20 protein-coding genes and 1 pseudogene are annotated in these 23111 nt (G+C 71.5%); 12 read left to right on the forward strand and 9 right to left on the reverse strand.

Features of this window, described 5'->3' with window-relative positions; all coding sequences use genetic code 11:
* The first annotated feature begins 220 nt into the window (after window positions 1-220).
* The 8 genes from E1266_RS16485 (at window position 221) to E1266_RS16525 (ending at window position 8874) form a co-directional block, all read left to right on the forward strand.
* Window positions 221-682, forward strand: a complete 462-nt coding sequence (locus E1266_RS16485) for a single-stranded DNA-binding protein (protein ID WP_132047827.1) — start codon at window positions 221-223, stop codon at window positions 680-682.
* Between the two features lie 394 nt (window positions 683-1076).
* Entirely contained in the window at window positions 1077-2366 is a 1290-nt protein-coding gene (locus E1266_RS39895) for a GGDEF domain-containing protein (RefSeq protein ID WP_132047828.1), read from the forward strand.
* Between the two features lie 99 nt (window positions 2367-2465).
* Window positions 2466-4127, forward strand: a complete 1662-nt coding sequence (gene ettA, locus E1266_RS16495; protein WP_132047830.1) for an energy-dependent translational throttle protein EttA — start codon at window positions 2466-2468, stop codon at window positions 4125-4127.
* Between the two features lie 186 nt (window positions 4128-4313).
* Window positions 4314-5798 (forward strand): aldehyde dehydrogenase (NADP(+)), encoded by a 1485-nt coding sequence (locus tag E1266_RS16500; RefSeq protein WP_132047832.1) that lies wholly within the window; start codon window positions 4314-4316, stop codon window positions 5796-5798.
* Entirely contained in the window at window positions 5795-6181 is a 387-nt protein-coding gene (locus E1266_RS39450; RefSeq protein WP_243718479.1) for a hypothetical protein, read from the forward strand. The genes E1266_RS16500 and E1266_RS39450 overlap by 4 nt, the downstream gene beginning before the upstream one ends.
* Window positions 6182-6272: 91 nt before the next feature.
* Window positions 6273-6710, forward strand: a complete 438-nt coding sequence (locus tag E1266_RS16515) for a thioesterase family protein (protein WP_132047834.1) — start codon at window positions 6273-6275, stop codon at window positions 6708-6710.
* Entirely contained in the window at window positions 6707-7300 is a 594-nt protein-coding gene (locus E1266_RS16520; RefSeq protein ID WP_132047836.1) for a GNAT family protein, read from the forward strand. Before E1266_RS16515 ends, E1266_RS16520 begins: the two co-directional genes overlap by 4 nt.
* A 152-nt stretch (window positions 7301-7452) precedes the next feature.
* Window positions 7453-8874, forward strand: coding sequence for a S28 family serine protease (locus E1266_RS16525; protein WP_243718481.1), 1422 nt, complete (start codon window positions 7453-7455; stop codon window positions 8872-8874).
* 67 nt (window positions 8875-8941) lie between these two features.
* On the opposite strand, the gene E1266_RS16530 is transcribed toward E1266_RS16525, so the two are convergent.
* The 4 genes and pseudogenes from E1266_RS16530 to E1266_RS16545 all read right to left on the reverse strand — a co-directional run bounded on the left by E1266_RS16530 (window position 8942) and on the right by E1266_RS16545 (window position 12601).
* Window positions 8942-10516, reverse strand: coding sequence for an alpha-amylase family glycosyl hydrolase (locus E1266_RS16530; RefSeq protein ID WP_132047840.1), 1575 nt, complete (start codon window positions 10514-10516; stop codon window positions 8942-8944).
* Window positions 10517-10546: 30 nt separating this feature from the next.
* A pseudogene (locus tag E1266_RS16535) lies at window positions 10547-10906 on the reverse strand (globin); the annotation flags it as partial.
* Window positions 10907-10966: 60 nt separating this feature from the next.
* Entirely contained in the window at window positions 10967-11962 is a 996-nt protein-coding gene (locus E1266_RS16540) for a mechanosensitive ion channel family protein (protein WP_132047844.1), read from the reverse strand.
* 300 nt (window positions 11963-12262) lie between these two features.
* Window positions 12263-12601: a hypothetical protein gene (locus E1266_RS16545; RefSeq protein ID WP_243718483.1), complete on the reverse strand. Its 339-nt coding sequence runs from the start codon at window positions 12599-12601 to the stop codon at window positions 12263-12265.
* Between the two features lie 419 nt (window positions 12602-13020).
* On the opposite strand from E1266_RS16545, the gene E1266_RS16550 reads away from it, so the two are divergent.
* Window positions 13021-14637: an XRE family transcriptional regulator gene (locus tag E1266_RS16550; protein WP_243718485.1), complete on the forward strand. Its 1617-nt coding sequence runs from the start codon at window positions 13021-13023 to the stop codon at window positions 14635-14637.
* A 6-nt stretch (window positions 14638-14643) separates the two neighbouring features.
* The gene (locus E1266_RS16555; RefSeq protein WP_132047846.1) at window positions 14644-15249 is read left to right on the forward strand and encodes a GNAT family N-acetyltransferase; all 606 of its coding nucleotides are present in this window, start codon (window positions 14644-14646) and stop codon (window positions 15247-15249) included.
* A 139-nt stretch (window positions 15250-15388) separates the two neighbouring features.
* Here the strand turns inward: E1266_RS16555 and E1266_RS16560 are convergent, their stop codons facing one another.
* The gene (locus E1266_RS16560) at window positions 15389-16201 is read right to left on the reverse strand and encodes a class I SAM-dependent methyltransferase (RefSeq protein WP_243718487.1); all 813 of its coding nucleotides are present in this window, start codon (window positions 16199-16201) and stop codon (window positions 15389-15391) included.
* The gene (locus E1266_RS16565; RefSeq protein WP_132047848.1) at window positions 16198-18315 is read right to left on the reverse strand and encodes a prolyl oligopeptidase family serine peptidase; all 2118 of its coding nucleotides are present in this window, start codon (window positions 18313-18315) and stop codon (window positions 16198-16200) included. The genes E1266_RS16560 and E1266_RS16565 overlap by 4 nt, the downstream gene beginning before the upstream one ends.
* A 275-nt stretch (window positions 18316-18590) precedes the next feature.
* Here E1266_RS16565 and E1266_RS16570 point away from each other — a divergent pair, with 275 nt between their 5' ends.
* Complete coding sequence (locus E1266_RS16570) at window positions 18591-19100, forward strand: HNH endonuclease (protein WP_132047850.1); 510 nt, start codon at window positions 18591-18593, stop codon at window positions 19098-19100.
* 55 nt (window positions 19101-19155) lie between these two features.
* Window positions 19156-19383, forward strand: coding sequence for a zinc ribbon domain-containing protein (locus E1266_RS16575; RefSeq protein ID WP_132047852.1), 228 nt, complete (start codon window positions 19156-19158; stop codon window positions 19381-19383).
* Between the two features lie 61 nt (window positions 19384-19444).
* Here E1266_RS16575 and E1266_RS16580 read toward each other — a convergent pair whose 3' ends face one another.
* From E1266_RS16580 to E1266_RS16590, 3 genes are all read right to left on the reverse strand, one after another.
* On the reverse strand, window positions 19445-19792 hold the full coding sequence (locus E1266_RS16580) for a DUF1330 domain-containing protein (RefSeq protein ID WP_132047854.1): 348 nt from the start codon (window positions 19790-19792) through the stop codon (window positions 19445-19447).
* A gap of 102 nt (window positions 19793-19894) precedes the next feature.
* The gene (gene ilvD / locus E1266_RS16585) at window positions 19895-21757 is read right to left on the reverse strand and encodes a dihydroxy-acid dehydratase (RefSeq protein ID WP_132047856.1); all 1863 of its coding nucleotides are present in this window, start codon (window positions 21755-21757) and stop codon (window positions 19895-19897) included.
* 309 nt (window positions 21758-22066) lie between these two features.
* The gene (locus E1266_RS16590; RefSeq protein WP_243718489.1) at window positions 22067-22792 is read right to left on the reverse strand and encodes a nuclease-related domain-containing protein; all 726 of its coding nucleotides are present in this window, start codon (window positions 22790-22792) and stop codon (window positions 22067-22069) included.
* Window positions 22793-23111: the final 319 nt, after the last annotated feature.

Genomic DNA, 23111 nt, shown 5'->3' on the forward strand with positions numbered 1-23111 from the left:
CGGTGGGGCACGAGGACCTCCTTGGCGTGGAGTTGGTGTGTGGTAGCTCCACACCACGCCAGGAGGTCCTCCTTATTGCAAGATCATCCAGCCCGTGTCGCCGTCACCAACGTCCATGGGCAGTACAGCTAGTTATCCACAGTCTCCCGACCGGTCCCGCCGTCCGCCGACCCTGCGCCACCGTTGACGCGTACACCACGTACGCGAGACGGAGGACGCAGTGAACGAGGCCCACATCACCATCACCGGCTGGGTCGCGGCCGAGCCCCGCTACACCATGACGCCCAACGGGACGCCGTTCCTCTCCCTGCGGGTCGGCTGCACGCCCCGTCGCTACGACCGGCAGACGGGCCAGTGGCAGGATGTCGAGACGCTGTTCTTGACGGTCAACTGCTGGCGTGGGCTCGCCGACAACGTCAACGCGTCCGAGTTTCCGCGCGGTACTCCGGTCCTGGTCACGGGCCGCCTCCGCATCCGCCAGTACGAACGTGACGGCCAGTGGCGCTTCTCCGCCGAGGTGGAGGCCGGCACGCTCGGCCCCGACCTCCAGCGCGGCACGGCCGACTTCCGGCCCGTCCAGCGCGGCGGCCCGCTGAGCGAGGAAGACCGCCAACTCGCCCGCGACGCCGCCGACGAATGGGCCCTCACCGCCCCCGCAGAAGACGAACCCAAAGCGGCCTAGCACGCCCGGCGGCGGGCGTGAGCCAGCGTCCCGGGGCGGCGGGCGGCAACGGTCCGAGGCGATCGAGGCGGCCGAGCGGAAGAAGTCGTGCGTCCTGACGACCGGCACGTCCGGACCCGGAGGGGGCATTGCTAGTGGAGGGGCGTGGCCGGCAGTGGTGTCGCTGCCGGTCGGCGCCCCCCGCACCGTGGGGGTTATGCGGCGTCAGATCCAGGAAATGCCGCGCATGGTCGTATCCCCCTCAGGATGTGCCGGGGCCGCGGAGACGCGGGCCCCGATGCGTGGTGTCCGGACGGTCACTCGCATGTGCGTTCCCGAACGTACCTGTTTCACGCCCCTTCCGCACACGTTGCAACTATCGTGTTACACAAGGTGATGCGCGTTAGGGGGAAGGATGACGGCAGTGCAGTCGTCCGCCGAGGACCGTGGCGGGGAGCTGGCCTTCCGGCCGAGGCGCCGGACGCTTCTGGGGCGTCCGTCCCTGCTCGTGATCTACGTACCGGTGGTGGTGGCCGCCCATTTCGGCCTCACCGTCGCGGGGCTCCTCAGCACGCCGCTCCGGACCGCCGAGCTGGCGACGTTCGCGGCCCTGCTGGCGTGCGGCGCGATGTGCATCGAGGCCACCCGCCGGCTCGGGATGCCGGCCGGGGTCGCGCGCGACCTGCTGTCGGCGTGGTGGCTGCCGGTCGCGCTGCTGCTGCCCCCGGTGTACGCGCTGCTGATCCCGCTGCCGGTGCAGGCGCTTCTCCAGTTCCGGGTGCGCCGCACGCTGATCTACCGGCGCGCCCTGGTCGCCGCCGCGCACGGGATCGCGGGCGCGTGCGCGTCCCTGGCGTTTCACCAGGTGGTGCGCGACCCGCTGGAGGGGGCGCCGGAATGGGTCGTCCAGGCGTACCCGGGCATCCTCGCGGCGGTCGGGTGCGCCGCGCTGTTCACGGTGGTGAACACCGCGATCGTCGCGGTCGCGGCCCACGCGGCGAGCCCCGAGAGCCGCTGGCGCGACGTCCTGTGGACGCGCGAGAACCTGCTCCTCGACGTGGTCGAGCTGTGCGTCGGCATCCTCGTGGCGATCACCTGCGCGCTGTCCCTGGGCCTGCTGATCCTGGCCCTGCCCCCGCTGATGCTGCTGCAGCGGAGCCTGATGCACCAGCAGCTCCAGGCGGCGGCGCGGACGGACGCCAAGACGGGGCTGCTGAACGCGGCGGCCTGGCAGATGGAGGCCGACACCGAACTGTCCCGGGCCCAGCGCACCCACGACGCCGTGGCACTGCTCCTCATCGACATCGACCACTTCAAACGGGTCAACGACACCCACGGCCACCTCATGGGGGACCAAGTCCTCGTGGGAGTGGCCAGCACCCTGTGCCACCAGTTGCGCGACTACGACGTGGTGGGCAGGTTCGGCGGTGAGGAGTTCGTGGTCCTGCTCCCCGGCGCCGACACCGTCGAGGCGTGCCGCGTCGCCGAACGCCTGCGCGGCCGTGTGCGCAGGCTGGCGGTGCCCGCCGAGGAGGGCACGGTCACGGTGACGGTCTCGGTGGGCGTGGCCCTGTTCCGCACGCACGGCCAGGACCTCCTGGAACTCCTGGCGTCCGCCGACCTGGCCCTCTACCGGGCCAAGTCCTCCGGCCGGGACCGCGTCTGCCTCCCCGCGGTGGACGGCCCGAGACCGACCGGCACCTGAACGTCCCCGCCCGCTGCGGGGAGAGGTCCCGGGGGCCTGGCCGCCCAGGGCATGGCAGGTGGCACTTAACACCGTCGCAGACCCTCTAGGCTTGAGGATATGGCCGAGTACATCTACACGATGCAGCGTGTGCGCAAGGCACATGGCGACAAGGTCGTCCTTGACGACGTCACCCTGCATTTCCTTCCGGGTGCGAAGATCGGAGTCCTGGGGCCGAACGGCACCGGTAAGTCGACGCTGCTGCGCATGATGGCCGGTCTGGAACAGCCGTCCAACGGCGATGCGCGCCTCATGCCGGGCTTCACGGTCGGCATGCTCCAGCAGGAGCCCCCGCTGAACGAGGAGAAGACCGTCCTCGGGAACGTCGAGGAGGGCGTCGCCGAGACGAAGGCGATGCTCGACCGGTTCAACGAGATCGCCGAGAAGATGGCGACGGACTACTCCGACGAGCTGATGGAGGAGATGGGCAAGCTCCAGGAGCAGCTCGACCACCGCAACGCGTGGGACCTCGACAGCCAGCTCGAACAGGCGATGGACGCGCTGCGCTGCCCGCCGGGCGACGCGGAGGTGTCGAAGCTGTCCGGTGGCGAGCGCCGCCGCGTCGCGCTGTGCAAGCTGCTCCTCGAAGCCCCCGACCTGCTGCTGCTGGACGAGCCCACCAACCACCTGGACGCCGAGAGCGTGCAGTGGCTGGAGCAGTTCCTGGCGAAGTACGAGGGGACCGTCCTGGCCGTCACGCACGACCGGTACTTCCTCGACAACGTCGCCACCTGGATCCTGGAGCTCGACCGGGGCCGCTGCTACCCGTACGAGGGCAACTACTCCGTCTACCTGGAGAAGAAGGCCGAGCGGCTGAAGGTCGAGGGCAACAAGGACGCCAAGCGCAAGAAGCGCCTCCAGGACGAGCTGGAGTGGGTCCGGTCGAACCCGAAGGCGCGGCAGACCAAGAGCAAGGCGCGCCTGGAGCGGTACGAGGAGATGGCCGCCGAGGCGGACAAGCACCGCAAGCTGGACTTCGAGGAGATCCAGATCCCGCCGGGCCCCCGCCTCGGCAACACGGTCATCGTGGCCGACAAGCTGACGAAGGGGTTCGGCGACCGGCTCCTCATGGAGGACCTGTCGTTCAACCTGCCGCCGAACGGCATCGTCGGCGTCATCGGCCCGAACGGCGTCGGCAAGACCACGCTCTTCCGCATGATCATCGGCGAGGAGCAGCCGGACGCGGGCGAGCTGCGGCTCGGTGAGACCGTCCAGGTCTCCTACGTCGACCAGGGCCGCGGTGGCATCGACCCGAAGAAGACGGTGTGGGAGGTCGTGTCCGACGGCCTCGACCACATCAAGGTCGGGCAGGTCGAGATGCCGTCCCGCGCGTACGTCGCGGCGTTCGGCTTCAAGGGCCCCGACCAGCAGAAGCCGGCGGGCGTCCTGTCCGGCGGCGAGCGCAACCGCCTCAACCTGGCGCTGACGCTGAAGATGGGCGGGAACGTCCTGCTGCTGGACGAGCCGACGAACGACCTCGACACCGAGACCCTGTCCAGCCTGGAGAACGCCCTCCTGGAGTTCCCCGGCTGCGCCGTGATCACCTCGCACGACCGGTGGTTCCTGGACCGCATCGCCACGCACATCCTCGCGTGGGAGGAGGGGTCGAACTGGTTCTGGTTCGAGGGCAACTTCGCCGACTACGAGAAGAACAAGATCGAGCGGCTGGGCGCCGACGCCGCCCGCCCGCACCGGGTGACGCACCGCAAGCTGACCCGCTGACCCCCTGAACGACCCTGGACGGCCGCGCGATCGACCGACCGCGCGGCCGTTCGCATGCCCCGGGACGCCGATGGGTTGAGTGATGCTCGGTGTGCATCGATTGATGCGCATTTCGTGTTGGACAGGTATTGATCGCATCTCCTATCGTCCGGGTTGACCCCACCGCCGGACCTAGGAGGACGGACGATGGCGCGGCTCACCGGGCACATGGTGATCGGCTCCGAGCGCGTCGCCGGGACGGGCACGGCGATCAGGGCCGTCGATCCGCGCACCGGTGCGCGCCTCGACCCGGAGTACCGCTACGGCGGTGGGGCCGAGGTGGAGCGGGCCTGCGCGCTTGCGGAGGAGGCGTTCGACGCCTATCGCGCGACGTCCCCCGAGCGTCGCGCCGTGTTCCTGGAAACGGTCGCGGCCAAGCTCGACGATCTCACCGACGCGCTCGTCGCGCGCGCCGCGGCCGAGACGGGGCTTCCCGAGCCGCGCCTGACGGGTGAGGTCGCCCGCACCACCGGGCAGCTCCGACTCTTCGCCGCGGACCTCCGCGCCGACGGCGACGGAACCGGCGCCGTCGATCCCGCCGGGGACGGCGGTCCGGCGATCCGGCAGGGCAGGGTGGCGCTCGGCCCGGTGGCGGTGTTCGGGGCGAGCAACTTCCCGCTGGCGTTCTCCGTGGCGGGCGGGGACACGGCGTCGGCGCTGGCGGCCGGCTGCCCGGTGATCGTGAAGGCGCACGACGCCCACCCCGGCACGTGCGAGCTGGTCGGCCGGGCCGTGTCGGAGGCCGTCCGGGAGGCGGGGCTGCCGGACGGCGTGTTCTCGATGCTGTACGGGGACGGGCCGACGCTGGGCATCGCGCTCGTCACCGACCCGCGCGTCCAGGCGGTCGGGTTCACCGGGTCGCGGGCGGCGGGCCTGGCGATCGCGAAGGCGGCGGCGAACCGGCCCCGCCCGATCCCGGTGTACGCGGAGATGAGCAGCGTCAACCCGGTCTTCCTGCTCCCGGAGGCCCTCGCGGAGGGCGGCGGCGACCTCGCGGACGCGTTCGCCGGGTCGGTGACGCTCGGGGGCGGGCAGTTCTGCACGAACCCGGGCCTGGTCTTCGCGGTCAGGGGTCACGCGCTGGACGCGTTCCTGGACGCGGCGGCGAAGGCCATCGCCGGCGACCCGGGCGCACCCATGCTCACCCCCGGCATCGCCCGCGCGTACGCGGAGGGCGTCGGACGCCTCGAACGGCACCCCGAGGTCGAGATCCTCGCGCGGGGACGCGAACCCGACGCGGCGGTCGGCGGCGCGGCCGCCCTCGCCGCCGTGGACGCCGAGCACTTCGGGCCCGGCTTGCAGGAAGAGATCTTCGGCGCGTGCTCCCTCGTCGTCCGGTGCGCGGATCTCGACCAGGTCCGGGAACTGGCCCGCGGCCTTGAGGGGCAGCTGACCGCGACGATCCACGCTGCCCCGGGCGACCGGGAGGCGGCGGACCGGCTGCTGCCCGTCCTGGAGCGCCTGGCCGGGCGGATCGTGTGGGACGGCTGGCCCACCGGGGTCCGGGTCGGCCACGCGATGGTCCACGGCGGGCCGTTCCCGGCGACGTCCGATTCGCGGACGACGTCCGTGGGGAGCCTGGCCGTCGAGCGGTTCCGGCGGCCGATCGCCTACCAGGGGGCGCGGAGATGAGCACGCCGGTCGTCACCGAGACGCGCGTCGTCCCCGTCGCGGGGCGCGACAGCATGCTGCTCAACCTGGGCGGAGCGCACGGCCCGTCCGGAACCCGGTACTGCTGCGCGACTCGTCCGGCGCCACCGGCGTCGGGGAGGTCCCGGGCGGCGAGGGGATACGGCGGACGCTGGAGGACGCGCGCGACCTGTTCGCCGGCAGGCCGAATCACGCTGCCGGAGGCGCCCGGCCTCGGCGTGGAGGTCGACGAGGAGCGCGTCGAGGCGGCGCACCGGCTGTACGTCAAGCACGGCCTCGGCGACCGGGACGACGCCGCCGCGATGGAGTACCTGGTGCCCGGCTGGACATTCGACCCGAAGCGTCCCTGCCTCGTCCGCGACTGAGCGTCCAACGGCGCCCCGTGGCGATCGGGACGGAACCGGCGGCGGGTAGCATCGGGCCGAACCCCGGCTTCCCCGTACCCCAGGCGAGGACATGCAGCAGACCGACCTGCCCGCGGCCGAGTACCGGCACATCTACGAGTTCAAGATCCGGTTCGGCGACATCGACTCCCAGGGCCACGTCAACAACGTGAAGTTCCTCGGCTACCTGGAGGACGCCCGCCTGGAGATGTTCCACGGCGACCCGGTGCGCAAGGGGGAGAAGCCCGTCCGCGGCATGGTGATCTCACGCCACGAGATCGACTACCGGACGCCGCTGCTGCCGACCGTGTACCCGATCCGCGTGGAGACGTGGGTGACCGAGGCGCGCGCCGCCTCGTTCAAGCTGGCCTACGAGGTGCGGGACGACGACAACGTCTACGCCGAGGCCACCTCGACCCTCGTGGCGTTCGACCCGGAGTCCAACCGGCTGCGGCGCTTCACCCCCGAGGAGCGGGAGTTCATCGGACGCTATGCGGCCCCCTCGCCATGACCGCGCTCGCCGGGTCGCCCGCCCCGCTGGACCGCCTCCAGCCCGGGGTGCGGCTGCGGGTCGTCCAGATGGCGGACGCGGAACGGCTCGCCGCGCTCTGCGCGGAGAACCGCGAGTACCTGCGTCCCTGGGAGCCTGAGCGCGACGACGCGTACTTCACCGTGGACGGCCAGCGCGACAACCTGTACGACCTGATCGAGGCGTACGCGACGGGCGAGATGTGGCCGGGCGTCATCCTGGTCGACGGTGAGATCGCCGGACGGATCACGCTGAACAACGTCCTGCGCGGCCCCCTGCAGAGCTGCTTCGTCGGCTACTGGGTGGCGCGCGCGCACGCCGGACGCGGTGTCGCGACAGAGGCACTGCGGCAGGCGCTGGACGTCGCGTTCGGAGCCCTCCGCCTGCACCGCGTCGAAGCCTTCACCCGGGTGGACAACCTCGCGTCCCAGCGCGTCCTGCAACGCAACGGCTTCACGGTGGTGGGAACGTCCCGCCGGCACATTCACCTGAACGGCCGCTGGCACGACGAACGCCTCTTCGAACGCCTGGCCCCCTGGGACGACGGAATCTCCCCCACCCCGCCCTGCTAGTCCAGGGGGGCGAGCCCCTGGGAGAAGCCGTCACGGATAGGTAACAAGCGCGGCAGGGGTCCGTTTTTGGGCTGTATTTGATCTAGTGTCGCGACGCGATTGTGGAGAACCCACGTGAAAGGGGCACAATGCGGCGCGTCTCACAAGGAGCGATGGCACTGCTGCTCGCCGCGGCGCTGACCGGGGCGGGCGCCACTGCGGCGCAGGCGGTCACCGTCCAGGCGGGCAAGTCGACAGCGGGCAGGGCCACGGCGGGCACGGCCCAGGCGGGCGACGTCCTCGACCGCCTCAAGGCGATTCCCGGAATGCAGGTGACGGAGAAGACCTCGACGTTGCCGGGCTACCGCTGGTTCTGGCTCGAGTACCGGCAGCCGGTCGACCACCGCAACCCCCGGGGGCAGTGGTTCGAGCAGCGCATCATGCTGCAGCACAAGTCCGCCGACCTGCCGATGGTCCTCTACACCAGCGGCTACCACACCCCGGAGGTGATGTTCACCTCCGAGCCGACCGCGCTGGTCGACGGCAACCAGATCTCGGTCGAGTACCGGTACTTCAGCCCGTCCCGCCCCGTCCCCACGGACTGGACGAAGGACACGATCTGGCAGGCCGCCACCGACGAGCACCGGCTCATCCGCGCGCTCAAGACCGTCTACGGCGGCAAGTGGATCTCGACGGGCGGCAGCAAGGGCGGCATGACGGCCGTCTACCACAAGCGCTTCTACCCCCGTGACGTCGACGGCAGCGTCGTCTACGTGGCGCCGAACGACTACCGCAACAACGACGACCGCGCCTACGACGAGTTCTTCCAGACGGTCGGGACCGACCCCGAGTGCCGCGCCCGGCTGCAGGGCCTCGCGCGGGAGTTCCTCAAGCGCCGCCCCGCCATGCTCGAGCGCTTCACCGCCGCCGCCGAGGAGAACGGCTGGACGTTCGACATCCTGCGCACCCCGGACCGGGCGTTCGAGAACTCGGTGATGGATTACGAGTGGGCGTTCTGGCAGTACAGCCTGCAGTCCGACTGCGCGGACCTGCCGGCGGTGGACTCGTCCGACGACGTGCTGTACGAGTCGCTCGACACCATCTCCGGCCTGTCGTTCTACACCGACCAGGGCCTTGAGCCCTACATCCCGTACTACTACCAGGCGGGCACGGAGCTCGGCTGGCCGTCGCCGAAGTTCGCGCACATGCGCAAGCTGCTGCGGCACGAGCGCAGCTACCACCCGCGCACGTACGTCCCGCGCGAGATCCCGATGCGGTTCGACAACGGCCGCGCCATGCGCGACATCGACGGCTGGGTGCGCGGGAACGCGAGCCAGATGATGTTCGTGTACGGGGAGAACGACCCGTGGGGCGCCAAGCCGTTCCGGCTCGGGAAGGGCGCCCGTGACTCGGCCGTCTACGTCGCTCCCGGCATGAACCACAGCGGCCGCCTGATCACCAGGCTGCCCGCGGAGCAGCAGGCCGAGGCGGTCGCCGACCTCAAGCGGTGGGCGGGCATCGACGCGGACGCGCCGACGCTCAAGTCCGCACCGACCGCCGACGACCCCCTCCAGCTCCAGCGGCCGCCGCTGTAGCGCCGACCTCGCGGTGGGCCGTCCCAAGCGCTGACCCCTCGCCTGGGACGACCCACCAACGGGGATGTCACCGCTGGTGTGCGAGTAGCGCGCTCGCGTTGCCGGGGAGCAGGTCTCCGTAGAGGGGGGAGCTGCTCAGGAGTGGGTCGCCGGGAGGTAGGCGGACGGGGTTGTCGCCGCAGTTGAGGGCGCAGATGAGCGGGCCCCGCCGGAAGAAGACGGCCGTGTCGGGGGAGTCGAGCCACTCGACGTCCTCCGGGAGGTCGTCCAGGAGGCGGCGGCGCAGGGCCAGGGCCTCGCGGTAGAACGCCAGCATGGAGGACGGGTCCGAAGACTGGGCCTCCACGGTCATCGACGCCCAGTCCCGCGGCATCGGCAGCCATGGGCGGGCGCCGTCCGCGGAGAACCCGTACGGCTCGGAGTCGCCGGACCAGGGCAGCGGGACGCGGCAGCCGTCCCGGCCCACCAGTTCCCCGTTGGTGCGCTCCCAGATGGGGTCCTGCCTCGCGTCGTCGGGGAGGTCGGTCACCTCGGGCAGGCCCAGTTCCTCGCCCTGGTACAGGTAGGCCGAGCCCGGGAGCGCCAGAAGCATCAGTAACGCCGCCTTAGCTCTGGCGTGGCCGATGCCGGGGACGTTCTCCGGCCGCTCGTAGCGGGTGACGTGCCGGATCGAGTCGTGGCTGGACAGGACCCAGGTCGGAGCGGCGCCCGTGAGGGCGACGGCCTTTATCGCGGCCGTCGCCACGTCACGGAACGCTGTGGCCGACCACGAGGCGAGTTGCAGGTCGAACTGGAAGACCTGGTGGAGTTCGTCTGGGCGGAGGTAGAGGGCGAGGTCTTCCGGCCCGTCCGTCCACACCTCGCCTATGGCCATGCGGTCGCCGTCGTACTCGTCGAGGATTCGCCGCCACCGCCGGTACACGTCGTGGACTTCCGGCCGGCTGTAGATGGGGCCGTTCAGCACGCGGCGGTCCTCGCCGCCGAGGTCGCGGAACGACGCGTCCTTGAACAGGCCCGCGGCCACGTCGATGCGGAAGCCGTCCACGCCGCGGTCCAGCCAGAAGCGCAGGACGTCCTCGAACTCGCGCTGGACCTCGGGGTTGCGCCAGTTGAAGTCCGGCTGCTCGCGCGCGTAGAGGTGCAGGTACCACTCGCCGTCGTCCACCTGCGTCCAGGCGGGGCCGCCGAACGCGGACGGCCAGTCGTTCGGCGGCGACTCCTCGCCGGGACGTTCCCCCGGCCTTCCGGGCCGGAAGATGTAGCGGGAACGCTCGGGTGAGCCGGGCGGCGCCGCGAGCGCCTCCCGGAACCAGGGATGCCGGTCGGACGAGTGGTTCGGGACGATGTCGACGATCAGCCGCAGCCCGTGCGCGTGCACGTCCGCGACCAGGGCGTCGAAGTCGCGGAGGGTGCCGAAGCGGGGGTCGACGTCGCGGTAGTCGGCCACGTCGTAGCCGCCGTCCGCGAGCGGGGAGGTGTAGAAGGGGGTGAGCCACAGCGCGTCCACACCGAGGTCGCGCAGGTGACCGAGCCGGGACCGGATCCCCTGGAGGTCGCCTTCACCGTCCCCGTCGGAGTCGGCGAAGCTGCGGACGTACACCTCGTACACGACGGCATGGCGCCACCACGGGATTCGCGTCATACGTGGCGATCTACCCGCTTATGTCGGGGCGTTCACCAGACTCTGGGCCGCCATCGTGAAGTAGTCCCACAGCTGCTTCTCCAGCGGCTCGGGAAGTCCCAGCTCGTCCACGGCGACCCGCATGTGCCGCAGCCAGGCGTCCCGCTCGGCCGCGCCGATGACGAACGGCACGTGCCGCATCCGCAGCCGCGGATGCCCGCGCCGCTGACTGTAGGTGTTCGGGCCGCCCCAGTACTGGATCAGGAACAGCCGCAGCCTCTCCTCGGCGGGGCCGAGGTCCTCCTCGGGGTAGAGGGCGCGTAGGTCGGGGTCGTCCGCGACACCCTGGTAGAAGCGGTGCACCAGCCGGTGGAAGGTCTCCGCGCCGCCGACCGCTTCATAGAAGGTCACCTTTTCAGCCATAGCGATCTCCACCCTATGTGAGACGTGCGCACTTGCGTCCCCGCGTCCCTAGGGGGCGGGGGTCGCGACGGTCACGCCGGCCTCGTCGAACGCGCGCTTGACCCGCTCGCGCAGCTCGCGGGCGACGTCGCCCTGCTTGCCGGGGGCCGTCTTCAGGACGACGCGGATGACGAGGGCGTCCGCGGCGAACGCCTGCACGCCCCACACCGCCGGCTCCTCCAGGATGAGGTCGTTCCAGGGGGAGTCGGCGGCCATCGCGTCGGCGGTGGTCTGCAGGAGTTCCTTGACCCGCTCGGTGTCCTCGTGGATGTCGACCGGGATGTCCAGGACGGCGCGGCCCCAGTTCTGCGACTCGTTCCCGACCCTCTTGATCTCGCCGTTCGGGACGTACCAGACGATGCCGTCCACGTCCCGCATCCGGGTGACGCGCAGCGTGACGGCCTCGACCGTCCCCTTGGCGCTGCCGACGTCGATGTAGTCGCCGACGCCGTACTGGTCCTCCAGCAGCATGAACAGCCCGGCGAGGATGTCCTTGACGATGTTCTGCGCGCCGAAGCCGACCGCGACGCCGATGACGCTCGCGCTGGCCAGGATGGGGGCGAGGTTCAGCCCGAGCGAGCCGAGGATGCTGAACAGGGCCGTCCCCATGATGAGGACGGACGCGAAGGAGCGCAGCACCGACCCGAGCGTCTGGGCGCGCTGGGCCCGCCGCTTGGTGAGCAGGGCCGGGTTGCCCTCGAAGACCGTCCGGGAACGTTCCCTGACCCGCTCCGACATCGTGCCCTCGGCCATCCGCAGCGTCACCCTGGTGATCATGCGGTGTGCGATGTTCTTCACGATCAGCGCGACCACCAGGGTCAGGATGATCAGCAGCAGGGTGGTGAGCGGGCCGTCGAGCCAGGTCGAGTAGAACCGGGTGAAGTCGGTGTTGTGCGAGATGTTCCAGACGAGCCGGCAGGAGGTCGTGGGCGTCTCGTCGCGGCAGGCGGACTCGGCGGAACCGTTCTGGGCCCAGGGCAGCAACGGTTCGACGGCGAGCGACATTCGGCAGACCCTCCCCGGCCGTAAGTGGTGCCTCGACACCTCGCCGTGCTCCCGCGGCGGGTACGAGCCTGATCGTAGGGGACTGGTCCGATCGGTTCGTACTACCGCGGGCGATGTGTCACGACGTGGCCGGGGAGGGGCTGTTCGGCGAACGTGTCCCGCGAGGTCCGCGGCTGCCGCGCCGTTCCGGCCGCGGCCTCGCGGGACACGCTCGGTCTCGGGGGCGCCCTGCGCGGGCGTCCGGCTGAGGGGTCCGGGTTCAGGGGGTTCCGGCGGACGGGGGAGTCCGGCGGAGCCGGGTCATCTCATGGCGGAGGGCTCCCGCCCGCTCCGCGGCGGCCCCTCGCTCACCTCGCAGCGGAGCGGCTGCAGGACGTGGGCCAGCTTCAGGGCGGCGCCGCCCACGTCGTCGACGCGGTGCATGCGCTCCCCCCAGGACCACCAGAAGTAGTGGTCCGCGGTCTCCGGGACCGGGGCGCAGGTGATGTCCTCCGCGAGGCTCGCGGCCTCGGGGTTCACCACCCGCAGGAACGCGGGCCCCGACCTGGTCCGGACGACGCGGGCGACGAGTCCCCGCGTGTCGAGTTCCCGTTCCAGCTCCTCGAGGTAGCCGACGCGCCTGTCACTGACCACCTTCACACCCCCTCCGTAGGAGAGCGCCGGCTCCCGGGCCAGCACCGGCGATTGATCGACTCAGCGAATCCGTTCGGTCACTCGCGGCGAGAATTGCAACTCTCACCCTGGCGGGTCAAGTGACCCCGGGTCACCGCCGGAACCGAATTTTCACACCTCAGGGGAAGTCTGCACCCCTCTGGAGGAAGAATCTCTACCCGGGGGATGCGGGCGGCATCCGGACCCCCGCTACTTCCGGCGAATCGCTTGGCCGCCCCAGTGCCGGAGGTTACGCTGCGTGCGCGAGAGATTATCTCTCGTGGCCAAACAGTCGACCCGGTCGCCGTGGCTGGGACGACCGCCCTCTCCCCCGAGGAGGAGCGGTCTCCCGTCGCGACGGGAGGAGGCCGGAACCGATGTCGGACCCCCCTCGGAAAGAAACGGACGTGGCACGCCGCATACGCGCGCGCGCCCTGGCCCGGGGACACGGTCCGGTCGAGATCGCGCAGGAGATCCACGAGCAGTGCGGACCCCTGTTCGGCACCAGCCGGATCAAGGCGCACCGCCTCGCCCACGGCGTCGCGCTCTCCGACATCGTCGCGCAGGTCAAGGCGCTCTACGAGGTCGACGGCAAGCCGGCGCCCCGGCTCGGGGAGACGCTGCTGTCCGCCTACGAGAGCGGCTACAAGCGGCCCGGCCCCGAGTACCTGCACTACCTGTGCTCCGTCTACCGGGTGGAGCCCGACGCGCTCGACTACCAGAGCCCGTGCATCTGCGGCCGCGGCCACGCGGTCCGGCCGGGCGGAGTGAGCGTCCCCCAGCCCCGGGAGCCCGAGCGGCGCCCGGCGCAAGACCCCGACGCCCTCGTCGGGGCGATCGTCCCCAGGGCCGACGAGCGGCCCTGGGTAACCGTGAACGACCTGCGGGGCCCGGACCGCGCCGAAGGCCCCCTGACCATTGATGTGGGAGAGGAGGACATCGTGCTTCGTAGAACCCTTCTGCAACTGCTGGCCGGAGCGGGCGTGGCGCTCGACGGTCAGTTCCTAGGGGCCGTCGACAACCTGCGCCGCAAGATGGACGACACGCTCGTCGGCGCGACAGTTTCGCCGACCATGCTCGACCAGTGGGAGGAGACGACCTACGGCTACGGCCAGCAGTACCAGGCGACGCCTTCGCTCCGGATGCTCTGCGACGTCCTGCTGGACTTCAGCGAGGTGCGGCGCATGTGCGACAAGCGCCAGCCGGTCGAGCTGCAGGAGCGGCTGTGCCGGATCGCGGCGCAGCTCTCCGGGCTGTCCGGGCTGATCATGATCAACCTGGGCGACCACCGGCTGGCCCGCTCGTTCTTCCGGACGGCGCGCACCGCCGCCGACGAGACCGGCGACCGGCAGCTGCGCGCCTGGGTGACCGTCCGCGAGTCGCTGGTGCCGATGTACTACGGCGACCCCCGCGAGGCGCTCCACCTGGCGCGCAAGGCGCAGGACCTCGCCGGCCGGACCCCCGGCGTCGCCGGCGCCATGGCCCCGGCCGTGGAGGCGCGCGCCCTCGGCATGCTCGCCATGCGGGGACGCGGCGACGCCGCCCCCAGCGCCCGCCGCGCCCTCGTCCGCGGCCGCTCGGTGTTCGACCAGCTCTCCAAGGCCGACACCAGCGACCTCGTGTACGGGTTCACCGACCGGCAGATGGCCTTCTACGAGGGCGACACCTTCACCAGCCTCGGCGACCACAAGCACGGCGACGAGGTGCTGAGCCACGCCCTCACCCTGTACTCGCCCACCGACCGCGTCGACCTGACCCTGGTGCGCCTCGACCGGGCCATGTGCAAGCTGCACGCCGGGCACCCCGACGCCGCGCTCACCGCCGGGCAGGAGGCGATCCTCGACCTGCCGGCCGACCACCGCTCCGACATCCTCGTGCACCGCGCCCGCCAGATAGGGGCGGCCGTGGCGGCCAAGCACGGTGACATACCCGCCCTGAAGGACTTCTACGAGGCGCTCGCCGGCCCCTGGGTCACGAGCCCCACGCAGGACCGTCCCTCCGTCCCCCCGGCGGAACAGGTCTGACCGGGCATGCCCGACGGCGCCTCCTGGCAGGATCACCCCGCCCGCACCCTCGTCCGCGTGCAGGACGAGCCCCCGGTGTGGAGCTTCGGAGAGCTGCGGCTACGCCGCTACCGCACGGCCGACCACGGCATCGTCCTCGCCCTGCACCGCGAAGGCCTGGCCCAGGTCGGCCTCCGCCCCGGCGACGGCGTCTACTACGACCACGACTTCTTCCGGATGGAGGACATCTATCTCCGCAACGACGGCGAGTTCCTGGTGGGCGAGCTCGACGGGCGGATCGTCGCGATGGGCGGCCTGCGTAGGGCCGACCTCGTCCCCGGCGGCCGGGCCCGCGCCTTCGGCGGCTACGCCCCCGGCAACCCGGTCCTGGACGCCGTCGAGATGGTGCGCCTGCGCGTGCGCCCCGCCGTCCAGCGCCGCGGCTACGGCGCCGCCGTGGTCAGGGCCCTGGAGGAACGTGCCAAGGAACTCGGCTACCGAGTCCTCCGCGCCGACACCACCGAACTCCAGACCCCCGCCCTGGCCCTCTACCGCAACTTCAACTGGACCGAGACCCGCCGCGAAACAATAGGCGGAATAGTAAACATCTACCTAGAGAAACCCCTCCGCTAGGGCCCCGAAAAGCGCATAAAAGAACCCCCCTCCTGGAGGCTTCCCAACCCCAGGAGGGGGGCGGTGTCGCACGGGTGTCCCCGTGCGCGTTCTGGGGGAGCGTAGCGTCATCGTCCTTCGCCGCCTAGAGGGGGGAGGGTCAGTGGCGCACGCCCCCTACCACCTGCATCAGCGGGTAGCGGCGCTGCCTGATGCGGGTGAAGCCGCGGTCGGCGAGGGCGCGGGTGACCTCGCGGTCGCCGAAGACGGTGTAGCCGGTGGCGCGGCGGATGAGTTCGCCGCCGAGGCGGACCGTGCGCAGGGGGAGCGGGTGGCGTGAGGTGAGGATCGTCAGGCGGCCGCCGGGCCTGAGGACGCGGGTCATGCCGTCGAGGGCCGTCCACGGGTCGTCGAACAGGTACAGGGCCCCGTAGCAGCAGACGGCGTCGAAGGTCTCGTCCCGGAACGGCAGGTCGACGGCGTCGCCGCGCACGTAGTGGATGCCGGCGTCCTCGGCCCCGGGTGGCGGGGTGTCGGCGACGGCGCGGGCGAGCATGGTCTCGGACGCGTCGAGGCCGACGACGAGGCCGCCGGGTCCGACGCCGCGGGCGAGTGCGCGGGTGATGTTGCCGGGGCCGCAGGCCACGTCCAGCACGGTCGCGGCCGGGCGGGCGGGGCGGCCGGGCTGGGAGAGTCCGAGCCAGTCGCGGGTCATGGCGTGCTCGGTGGCGGTGTCCGGGCCGATCGGCCAGCCCTTGGCGACGTTGAAGCCGATGGGCCGCCAGACCCGCTCGTAGATCTGCGGCAGGAACGCCGACTCCATCGCCGACTGGGCGAGGGACGGCGGCCGCTGCGGGGGCGGGCCGAGCAGATCGAGGTAGCCCGCGGTGACGTCGGGTTCCCCGGGCGGCTCCCTGAGCAGCCCGAGGACCCGCGCCAAGGCGGACGAACCCTGCACCGTCGACTCGCTCACCCTGTTATTAGATCATCCGTCAATTCGTCGCCGTGATCCGACCCGGGGAGAGCGAGCCCGGTCTGCGCCGCCATGAAGGCGAGCGTGTCGGCCATCAGGTCGACCGAGCGGCTCACCGAGCGGGCGGCGTGGCCGACTTCGGCCTCGTTGCGGAGCAGGACGGGCGCGTCGGACGCGGTCGCGTGCTGGAGTGCGGCGCACATCTTGCGGGCGTGCAGCGGGTCGACGCGGGTGTCGCTGCCGAACGTCGTGAACAGGACGGCCGGGTAGGCGGTTCCGGCGTGGACGTGGTGGTAGGGGGAGTAGCCGATGAGCCAGCCGAACTCCTCGGGGTCGTCGGCCGTCCCGTACTCGTCGTTCCACGTCTGGCCGAGGCCGAACCGCTCATACCGGACCATGTCCAGCAGCGGCGCCGAGCACACCACCGCCCGGTACAGGTCGGGACGCTGGGTGAGCGCGGCGCCCACCAGGAGGCCGCCGTTGGAGCCGCCGGAGATCGCCAGCTGCGCCGGCGTGGTCAGGCCGTCGGCGATGAGCCGCTCGGCGGCGGCGTGGAAGTCGTCGAACACGTTCTGCTTGCGGTCGCGCATCCCGGCGCGGTGCCACTCCTCGCCCTCCTCGGACCCGCCCCGCAGGTTCGCGATCGCGTACACCCCGCCGGCCTCGACCCACGCCAGGATGCTCGCGGAGTACGCGGGCGTGAGGGAGATGTTGAAGCCGCCGTACCCGTACAGGATCGCCGGGCGCGGCCCGGAGAGGCCGGGGCGGGACGCCACCAGCATCCGCACCTCGGTCCCGTCCCCCGAGGTGTAGGCGACCTGGCGGGTCTCGATCTCGGGGACCTCGACCGTCCCCGGCGCCGACGCCCACAGCGTCGTCTCGCCCGTCCGCGCGTCGTACCGCATGACCGACGACGGGGTCACGTTGTCGGTGTAGCCGAACCACGCCTCGTGGCCGCCCCCGGGCCGCTCCACGATCCCGCCGATCGAGCCGAGGCCCGGGGTCGGCACCGAGCCGAGCCGCTCCCCGGTCTCCAGGTCGTGGACGGTGATCTCGCTGATCGCGTGCCGGGTCCATCCCGCCAGCAGGACGGGCCGGTCCAAGGCGTCCAGGATCGCGAAGTCGGTGAGGACGGCCTCGGGGTCCTGCGGGATGAGGTCCCGCCACGTCTCGTAGGACGGGTCGGACGGGTCGGTCACGCACAGCCGCGACCGCGGCGCGTCCCGGTCGGTGAAGATGTAGGCGCGGCCGTCCCGCCCCACGTGCAGGCCGGTGCCGGCGTCCACCCCCTCCTGGACGACGCGGAGTTCCGGGGACTCCAGCGGCGACGCGGACAGGTCGGCGATCCACAGGTCGTTGCGCGGCGCCGTGCCCTGCGACGACGAGACCGTGAGCCAGCGCCCGTCCCGGCTGACGCCCACGCCGTAGTAGTTGGTCTTGTCCATCCCCGCGCCGAAGACCAGCACGTCGTCGGTGTCGGGCTCGGTGCCGACCCGGTGCAGGTAGACGCGGCGGTGGTACTGCTCCTCGCCCTCCGGCACGTCCCGCGCGGGGAGCCGCCGGACGTAGTAGTACGCCTCGCCGCCGGGCAGCCACGCCACCCACGAATACCGCGACCGGTCGATCGGCCCCTCCACCCGCTCGCCCGTCGCGACGTCCATGACGGAGAGCAGGGACTCCTCGTCCCCGCCGGTGGACACCTTGTACGCCAGCAGGCGGCCCTCCTTGTCGGGCTGCCAGCCGTCCAGCGTGGTCGTCCCGCCGGGGTCGAGGGCCATGGGGTCGACGAGGACGCGCTCGGTGCCGTCCGGGTCCGCAGTGAGCAGGACCGGATGCTCCTGGTCGGCGGCGCGGCGCGTGAAGAAGCTCCGCTCGCCCCGCCACACCGGGGCGCCGACGCTTCCCGCGCCGAGCAGCTCCGCGAGCCGCCGGCGCAGCCGCTCCCTGCCCGGCAGGGCGTCGGCGACCTTGTGGAACAGCTTGTCCTGTGCGGCGAGCCATTCCGCGGTCGCCTCGCTGCCGGCGTCCTCAAGCCAGCGGTACGGGTCGGCGACCCGGTGACCGTGGATCTCCTCGACGATGTCCTGGCGCTGCGCGGGCGGGTACGGCGTCATGTCTTGAACTGTATTGGCCGCGGCGGACTGCCCGTCCCGCGCATCGCGGAGCAGGGTGTGCGCGGGTTCGCGTTCGAGGCGGCGCTCGCGGGGGGATTATTGGGGTAGCGAACGGCCTCCCTGAGACGCCACACTGATTTGGGTCGGTTCGCCCCTGGGGAGGTCCTCATGGCGAGAACGCAGGAGCCGGAGAACATACTCGGGCCTCGGTCCGAGGCGCGGTCCACCGCGCCCGCCGAGGCGAAACCGCAGCACGGCCCGGCGGAGGGCGTCTGATGCGACAGGTCCTCCTCCTGAACGCGACGTACGAACCACTCACCACGCTCCCGCTCCGGCGGGCGGTCTGCCTCGTGCTTCGGGAGAAGGCGGAGATCGTCCACCACGACACCTCCGGCGCGGTCCTGCACTCGGCCACGATGGCGATCGAGGTCCCCTCCGTCATCCGGCTCCGCCGCTACGTGCGCATCCCCTTCCGCACCCGCGTACCCCTCACCCGCGCCGCCCTGATGCGCCGCGACAACTTCCGCTGCGTCTACTGCGGCCGGCGCGCGGAGACCATCGACCACGTCCATCCCCGCAGCCGCGGCGGCCAGCACGTCTGGGAGAACTGCGTCGCGTCCTGCATGACCTGCAACCACCGCAAGGCCGACCGCCTCCTGTCGGAGCTCGGCTGGACGCTCCCGGTGACCCCCGCCGTCCCCCGCGGCGCCCACTGGCGCCTCATCGGACTCGTCAACGACGGCGATCCCCAGTGGGCCGCCTACGTCAGGGAACCGGCCGCTTAGGAGCGGCGGCGGGCCGCGCGGAGAAGCGGCGGCGCGCGCGGCGTATCCTGGTGGCGTGCCTCGCTATGACTACCGCTGCCGCGCCTGCGGGTCGACCTTCGAGGTCTCCCGCCCGATGATCAACGCGTCCGACCCGGCCCCGTGCCCGGACGGCCACGACGACACGGTCAAGCTCCTGTCGACGGTGGCCGTCACCGGTACGTCCCGCGGCGGCGCCCCGCAGCCCCCGCCCGCCCCGGGAGGCGGCGGTGGAGGCTGCTGCGGCGGTGGCTGCTGCTCCTGACCCTTCGCTGACGGCCCAGCGCCACTGAACGGCGACCGCTGCTGCGCGGCCGCCGGCGGGGTCACGGGTTCTGGAGGGCGCGGAACGCGGCCGCGGTGGCGGCCGGGTCGTAGCCTTCGGGGACGCCCTCCAGGAAGACGGCCGTGCCCTTCATGTTGTCGGTGCGCATCGGCAGGATCGCCTGGTAGCCGTCCGACTCGTACCAGCCCTTGGCGTTCTCCATGCCGGGGAACTCGATGAGGACGTACATCCCGTCGAGCGGCCCCTCGACCACCTCGGGCAGGCTGCCGTGGACGAGGAACCGGCCCCCGAACGGCTCCAGCGTGGCCTGGATGCGCTCCATGTAGGTGAAGACCTCTTCGGGGAGCGTCGCCGGCGGCTGCAGGTGGGCGAGTGCGTACGCGGTCATCGCGTTCTCCTTCGAGTGGTGCGGCCGGGGCTGGTGGGCCCCGGCCGTTATGTCCACTCTGTCCCATGCGGGGAATGAAGGCGATTACCTGCCGGGTAATGCTCAGCCCTGCGGGCGCTCCAGCTGGCCGACGTCGCGGGCGGCGCCGGTGGAGGCGGACGTCGCCATGGCGGCGTAGGCGCGCAGCGCGGCGCTGACCGGGCGGTGCCGGTCGCGGGGCCGGTAGCCGCCGAGGTCGGCGAGGAGCTTCTCGCGCCGGATGTCCAGCTCGTCGGCCGGGACGTCGAGCTCCAGCACCCGGTTCGGGATGTCGATCACGACGGGGTCGCCGTCCTCGACGAGGGCGATGATGCCGCCGCCCGCGGCCTCCGGGGAGGCGTGCCCGATGGACAGCCCGGACGTGCCGCCGGAGAACCGGCCGTCGGTGATCAGCGCGCACGCCTTGCCGAGCCCGCGGCCCTTGAGGAAGCTCGTCGGGTACAGCATCTCCTGCATGCCGGGGCCGCCCTTCGGGCCCTCGTAGCGGATCACGACGACGTCACCGGCCTTGACCTTCCCGCCGAGGATGCCCTCGACGGCGTCGTCCTGCGACTCGAAGACGACGGCGGGGCCGGTGAACGTCCACAGCTCCTCGTCCACGCCGGCGGTCTTGACGATCGCGCCGTCGGGGGCGATGTTGCCGCGCAGGACGGCGAGGCCGCCGTCGGCGGTGTAGGCGTGCTCGACGGAGCGGATGCAGCCGTTCTCGCGGTCCAGGTCGAGCGCCTCCCAGCGAGCGCTCTGCGAGAACGCGGAGGTGCTGCGGACGCCGCCGGGCGCGGCGTGGAACATCTCGACGGCCTCGGGCAGCACGTCGGGGGAGCGGACGTCCCACCTGGCGACGAACTCGTCCATGGACGCGGAGTGGATGGAGTGCGCGGAGCTGTGCAGCAGGCCCGCGCGGTTCAGCTCGCCGAGCAGGGCGGGGATACCGCCGGCGCGGTGGCAGTCCTCGACGTGGTACTTGCCGGTGGCCGGGGCGAGCTTGCAGATGCAGGGGACGCGGCGGGACAGCTCGTCGATGTCGGACAGGCCGAAGTCCACGCCGGCCTCGGTCGCGGCGGCGAGCAGGTGCAGGATCGTGTTGGTGGAGCCGCCCATCGCGACGTCGAGCACCATGGCGTTCGCGAACGCGTCGCGGGTGGCGATGTTCAGCGGCAGGACGGACTCGTCGTCGCTGTCGTAGTAGCGGCGGGCGACGTCCACGACGGTGCGGCCGGCGTCCTCGTAGAGGCGGCGGCGGGCGGTGTGGGTGGCGAGGACGGTGCCGTTGCCGGGCAGCGCCAGCCCGATCGCCTCGGTGAGGCAGTTCATCGAGTTGGCGGTGAACATGCCGGAGCAGGACCCGCAGGTGGGGCAGGCGCTCTCCTCCATCTCCAGCAGCTTGTCGTCGGAGAGGGAGGCGTCGGCGGACGCGATGATCGGGTCGATCAGGTCGAGCTTGTTGCCGTCCATGACGCCCTCGACGGGCTTGCCGGCCTCCATCGGGCCGCCGGAGACGAACACCGTGGGGATGTTGAGGCGCAGCGCGGCCAGCAGCATCCCCGGCGTGATCTTGTCGCAGTTGGAGACGCAGACGAGGGCGTCGGCGCAGTGCGCGTTGACCATGTACTCGATGGCGTCGGCGATGACCTCGCGGGACGGCAGCGAGTAGAGCATGCCGTCGTGGCCCATCGCGATGCCGTCGTCCACGGCGATCGTGTTGAACTCGCGGGGCACCCCGCCGGCCTCGCGGACGGCGCCGGCGACGACCTTGCCGACCTCGTCCAGGTGGACGTGGCCGGGCACGAACTGCGTGAAGCTGTTGGCCACCGCGACGATCGGCTTGCCGAAGTCCTCGCGTGCTACGCCGCTGGCCCGCATGAGCGCGCGTGCGCCCGCCATGTTCCTGCCATGGGTGACCGTGCGTGACCTGAGCGGTGGCATGTGTGACCTCTCCAAACTGTGACGTGGCGTGCGGCGATCCCGTGGATGGGAAGCGAAGGGCGTCGCAGCGGCGGATCTCGGCGCTGCCGCCGGCTCAGCAGAGGTCGCGCGCGGGCCGGCCGTGGCGTCGATGCTACCAACCGCCGCGCGGGCACGAGAAAGCCGGGACGAGACGTCCCGGCTGCGATGATCAGGCCGCTCGGTCACCACCGCGGCGGCTCCGGCTGGGCCGCGGTGCCGGTGCTCGGGCGAGGCGGCACCCCGGCCGCGGGCGGCGGACGAGGTGCCCCTTGTCGGTGGACTCGGAACTCAGTCCGGGTACTTCGGCGGCAGGGCCTGCTGCGCCGCCTCGAAGATCCGCTCGACGTCGCCCTCGGTGAGGATCTTCGGACGGCGCCGCAGGTAGGCGCGCGCCCGGTTCCCCGCGTAGACGTCGACGTCGCGGACCCGCATGACCTTCCACGGGATGGACGGCCCGTAGATGGCCACGGACGGCTGCACCGGCACCTCGAAGCCGCACCGCGCGGCGAGGATGCTGCTCGCCTGCTGGGCCTCCCAGCGGGCCTCGTCCAGGCGGTCCTTCTTGTTGAAGGGGCCGTGGAAGAGCTTGAGATGGGACATGGTGCGCACGGGGAGGCGCTTGTCCCACTTCTCGGAGTCGATGGCGTAGACGCCGCTCGGCCCGATCACCAGGTGGTCGATCCGCCCGTCGCTGACGCCGTCGTCGTCGCGGGGCACGGCGCGTGCGTGGAGCACGACGTACCCGTTGCGCTGGAGCGACTTCAGTTGCTTCTCGGTGCGCCGCTCGGCGGCCGAGGACTTCTGCCACGCGGTGACGGAGGACGTCTTGCGGTTGCGGCGGACGACGTCGCCGATCACCACGAGGACCGCGACCGTGAGGCCGAGACGCCAGCCGGCGAGCAGCCAGACGGCGAGGCCCGCGCCGAGGGCGGTGCCCGCCGTCGGCAGCCAGCGGCGGATCCGGGGATCGGCGAGCAGCGCGGCCGCGGTGCCCTCCTCGGGATGCTCCTTCACGGGAGCCTGGTAGTGGTGCTCACGGGTTTCCTCCGAGCCCGTCGCCTGCGTTGCCGTTGACCCCGTTGCCTCCGACCGTGCCTGGGGATGGCCCCGGGCTTCGTGTCCGTCGCCCCGCTCCGTGGTCGCCATGAGTGACGCTCCGTATTCCTTTCCCATCGGGGGCATGATCCTCCGTGCGCAGAGTAATCACCGTGACGGTTGGCGACTAGTCATGCAGGGTTAATAGTTTTGTCGCCGCCGGTAGGTGATTCACTGCCGTGGCGGATGGGTACGTCGAATATCTTCTCCTTGCGCCGACGCGGTTGTCCCTGCCCTC

It is taken from the genome of Actinomadura sp. 7K534 (assembly GCF_004348575.1).
Classification (GTDB): Bacteria; Actinomycetota; Actinomycetes; order Streptosporangiales; family Streptosporangiaceae; genus Spirillospora; species Spirillospora livida.